The organism is Thalassobacter sp. (genome assembly GCF_982993085.1).
The window spans coordinates 1-4,896 of record NZ_CEZFMW010000169.1 but is presented as its reverse complement, the minus strand read 5'-3'; the positions used below and the strand labels follow the sequence as shown (position 1 = coordinate 4,896).

Genomic DNA, 4,896 nt, shown 5'->3' with positions numbered 1-4,896 from the left:
CGGCAGAGGAAGGCCTAACGATGATCGAGGACCGGCTCGACCTGATCGAGCGCATTGGGCATGCGGGCGTGACCGCGCTCGATCTCAGCCTGTACGACATTTCGCTCGGGCTCTTGGAAGAGCGGGGCATCCTTGACGATGTCTTGGCCGCAGAGCCTGACATGGAAAAATCAGAGCTGCGCGAGTTGCTACAGGGTGTTCTCGACGTTCATGAACACCTGATCCCGAAAATTGCGGAAGCGATCGCCGCCCAACCGCATGACGTGATTTTCCTGTCCGGCGTGGGCGAGGTCTATCCGTACATCCGCTCGCACAATGTGCTCAATAACTTGCAGAGCACGGCCAAGGATAAGCCAACGGTCCTGTTCTTTCCTGGCAGCTACACCCACTCTACGGCAACAGGGGGATCCCTCGATCTCTTCGGCCTGCTGCATGACGACAAATATTACCGTGCTTTTAACATTCTGAATTACGAGGTCTGAGCCGATGACCACTGCTCTGAGAACTATTTTTGCCAAGCCCGTTGACCGCCCGATTGATGGTGTGATCAAGGCTGACGATGAAGCGAGCCTGCGCATCGAGCTCGACGAGTACGTAATCACCGATGAAATTGGCAAACGCCTCGAGACCTTCTTTGATGCCTACAACAACTATGACACCGCCAATGGGGTCTGGATTTCTGGCTTCTTTGGTTCGGGTAAGTCGCACCTGCTGAAGATGCTAGCTCTTCTCATGGAAAACCGAGAAGTCGATGGCACACGAGCTTTTGACATTTTTGAAGAGAAGCTGACCGATCAGCCCATGCTTTTGGGCGCCTTGCGCAAAGCGGTTTCTGTGCCGTCAAGGTCGATCCTCTTCAATATCGATCAGAAGGCTGATGTCATCTCAAAGACCGACGTCGATGCGCTGCTCTCGGTATTCCAGAAGGTTTTTGATGAGGCGTGCGGTTACTACGGCAAGCTGCCCCATATCGCGCAGTTTGAGCGCGACCTTGATGATCGAAACCAACTGGCGGCGTTTAAGGACGCTTATGCGGCGGCTGCTGGCAAGGCTTGGGAGCGCGGTCGCGAACAGGCAGCCCTTGAGCGTAAAAACATCGCGACAGCCTTCGCCTCTGTCACCGGTGGCGATCCTGCTGATGTCGCAGATATCTTGGGGCAGTACCGCGCCGATACCCGGGTCTCAATCGAGGATTTTGCCAATAATGTGAATGTTTGGCTCGACAAACAGGCACCGAAGTTTCGATTGAACTTCTTTGTAGATGAAGTCGGGCAGTACATCGCCGAGAACGTCAAGCTGATGACGAACCTGCAAACGATTGCCGAAAGCCTGAATACAAAATGTAAGGGCCGCGCCTGGGTCATCGTCACGTCACAGCAGGACATGGAAGCCATTATCGGCGATGGAAAAGCGTTTCAGTCGCAGGACTTCTCGAAGATCATGGCGCGCTTCGGTGTGAAGATGCCGCTGAACTCGGCCGACGTGGCTGAAGTCATCCAGCGCCGCCTTCTGTCCAAGACCGACGAGGGCCAGGTACGTCTCGGCAACCTGCACGATCGTGAAGAGAACAACCTCAAGACCCTCTTTGATTTCACGGACGGGTCGATCAAGCTGAAGAACTTTGACGGGCGAAATCAATTTGTTTCAAGCTATCCGTTCCCGCCGTATCAATACATGCTGTTCCAGATGGCTATCACGTCTCTCTCGCAGCATAATGCTTTCGAGGGCAAACACAGCTCGGTGGGAGAACGTTCCATGCTGGGCGTCTTCCAAGAGGTCGCCAAGAAGATGGCAGACCAGCCCGTGGGCGGTCTTGCCACCTTTGACCTCATGTTCGAGGGTATCCGCACGGCCCTGAAATCTGCCGTCCAGCAGTCGATCCAGATTGCCGAGAAGGAAATCCAGGACATCGATCCCTTCGCGGTTCGTGTGCTGAAGGCGCTCTTCCTCGTGAAATACGTCAAGGAGTTTAAGCCCACGGTGCGCAACATCAGCGTGCTGCTGCTCTCCGAGTTCGACACCGATCAGGTCAAGCAGCGGCGCAAGATCGAGGAGGCGCTGTCCTTCCTTGAGCGAAACACACTCATTCAACGCAATGGCGAGGTCTATGAGTTCCTGACGAACGAAGAGAAAGACGTCGAAGCCGAAATCAAGGCGCTCGATGTCGACCCTTCAGAGCTTTCCAAGGAGATGGAGACTCTGGCGTTCGACACGATCCTGCGGCATCGCAAGATCAAACATCTGACCACCGGCAACGAATACAGCTTCAGCCGTAAGCTCGATGACCATCTTTTGGGCCGGGAATACGAGCTTTCCATCAACGTGATCAGCCCGTTCAACGATGATGTCGCATCACCTGAAGCCGTGCGCATGCGGAACATGAGCCGAGAAGAACTGGCGGTGGCGCTGCAGCCTGATGTGCGGTTCATCCGCGATCTGACACTCTTTAAGCAGACGGATAAGTTCATCCGTCAGGCCCGTGCGGGTTCCCAGCAGCCCGGCCGCGATCGTATTGTGGCCGAGAAAGGGGATCAGAACAGCCGTCGCTACAAGGACCTCGAACTGCGCCTGCGAAAGCTGATGGCCGAAGCACGGATGTTCGTGCGAGGCGATGAGCTCGACATCGGGGGCGAGGAGCCCCAGGACCGGATCGTGAAAGGCTTCCAGGGTCTTGTCGACAAGGTCTATGTCAACCTGCCGATGCTGCGAGGCGTAACCTATGCCGAAGCCGATATCCTTAAAGCGGCGACGCCCGAAAGCGGGCTCTTTGGCGATAATGGCGAAGGGCTGACCGAGGCGGAGCAGGACGTCCTGAACTACGTCCAGTCTCAGGCTCGCAATGGCGTAAAGGTCTCGGTGAAATACCTCACCGAGCGCTTTGGTGGCAAACCCTATGGCTGGCCGACGACGGCAATCCTCTGCTTGGCTGCCAGCCTGTCAGGTAAGGGCAAGCTGGAAGCCCGCTCGGATGGCACTGTGCTTGAGCGTGCAGAACTCGCCAAGGCGCTGAACAACAGCCATGCGCTTGCCAATATCCTGCTTACCCCCCAGACCGAGTTCACCTCTGCCCAGATTCGGAAGGCGAAAGAGCTCTATAAGGAGATGTTTGACTTGCCATCGGATGGGACAGATGCCCGGACCATCGGTGCGGAATGGCTGGAGAGCACGCGCACCCTGTCTGAAGACTTGGGCAAAATGCTGGCCCAAAAAGTGCAATACCCATTCGTCGTGGCGCTCGAGCCATTGGCGACAAAGATTGCCGCAATGGTGGGAAAGCCCGCCACTTGGTACATCACCGAGCCTGCGACACAGGAAGATGCCTTGCTCGATGCCAAGGAAGATGTCCTCGACAAAATCCGCAGCTTCATGGGGGGCGCCCAGCGCGAAATCTATGACGATGCGCGTGAATTTCTGCGCGATCAGGAAGCGAATATTTCCTATGTGGATGCCGGGGCCGGCGAGGCGCTGGCCCGCGCTTTGGCCGATCCTGCTTGCTACAAGGGCACGGCTATTCAGGCCCTGAAATCCGATCTCTATGGGTTGAAAGACCGAGTGGAATTGACAGTGCTTGAGGAGCGCAAAGCCGTCATTGCGGCGGTCGAGGAGTGCGCAGCCAAGGTCACGCAGACGCCAGAGTTCCAAGCGCTGTCGGCAGATGACCAAGCCCACATAAAGCGCAATATCGACAGCCACAAAACCGGGCTCGACAGCGTCAAGATGATACCGATCCTGCGCGATCGGGCAAATGGCGCGAAGCTCGATCTGTTGCCGCGTGTTTTGGCAGAGGTTGAGCGGCTGAACCGACCGGTTGTTGATCCAAAACTCGTCCCGCCCGGGCCGCCGCAGCCAGAGCCCCCGCAGACTACTTACGTCAACGCCTCTGAAATCAAGGTTGGCTTCACCAAGCCCTACCTGACCGAAGAAGCTGACGTCGAACAATACGTCCAAGAAATGAAAAAGACCCTGCTGGAGCAGATCCGCGTGGGCAAGAAGGTGATTGTCTGATGGACACGAACGCGCTGAAGAAGTTTGCCCAGGCTGCCCGTAATTTGGCAGTAGATCAGGTCCGCTCGAAACTTGATCTGGTGCTTGATCCTGCCTCGCCCGCGCGGCGAGAACATCCGCAGGCGATGAAGGAGCTCGATGCTGCGATTGCGCGGGATGGCCAGGCGCAGGTGATCGAACAGGTCGCCTATACCTGGTTCAACCGCTTCACCGCGCTGCGCTTCATGGATGCCAATGGCTATACCACGGTCGGGGTTGTTTCGCCTGCGGAAGGGCAGACACGGCCCGAGATTTTGGCTGAGGCAATGGCAGGCAACCTGCCCGAGGGCGCGCCGGGCAGCATCGCGGCGCTGCTCGATGGCCGCACGCCGTCTTCTGATCCGCAGGGGGAGGCTTATCGGCAGCTTCTGGTCCATGCCTGCAACCAGTGGCACGGGCCGATGCCCTTCCTGTTCGAGCAAATCGACGACTACACCGAACTGCTGATGCCCGAGGATCTGCTGTCGCAATCCTCGATCCTTACTGAACTGCGCAAGGTCATGACCGTGGACGCCTGTCAGGACGTCGAGATCATCGGCTGGCTTTACCAGTTCTACATCTCGGAAAAGAAGGACCAGGTCTTTGCAGGCCTCAAGAAGAACCAGAAGATCACGGCCGAAAACATCCCCGCCGCGACGCAGTTGTTCACCCCGCACTGGATCGTCCGCTATCTGGTCGAGAACTCGCTGGGGCGGCTTTGGCTGCTGAACAATCCGCAGAGCGGGCTGGCGGCCAAGATGGACTACTACATCGCGCCCGAAGAGCCCGAGACGGACTTCTTGAAGATCAGCAAACCCGAAGAGATCCGCATCTGCGATCCGGCGGCGGGCTCGGGGCACATGCTGACCTATG

2 protein-coding genes and 1 pseudogene are annotated in these 4,896 nt (G+C 57.1%); all 3 read left to right on the top strand.

Going from position 1 to position 4,896, the window contains the following annotated elements:
* The coding region (locus AC4GMC_RS17125; protein ID WP_488093787.1) for a DUF1788 domain-containing protein at window positions 1-482 on the top strand (482 nt) is incomplete at its 5' end.
* A 4-nt stretch (window positions 483-486) separates the two neighbouring features.
* The gene (brxC, locus tag AC4GMC_RS17120; RefSeq protein ID WP_487884368.1) at window positions 487-4,005 is read left to right on the top strand and encodes a BREX system P-loop protein BrxC; all 3,519 of its coding nucleotides are present in this window, start codon (window positions 487-489) and stop codon (window positions 4,003-4,005) included.
* A pseudogene (locus tag AC4GMC_RS17115) lies at window positions 4,005-4,896 on the top strand (BREX-1 system adenine-specific DNA-methyltransferase PglX); the annotation flags it as partial. The gene brxC and the pseudogene AC4GMC_RS17115, both read left to right, overlap by 1 nt.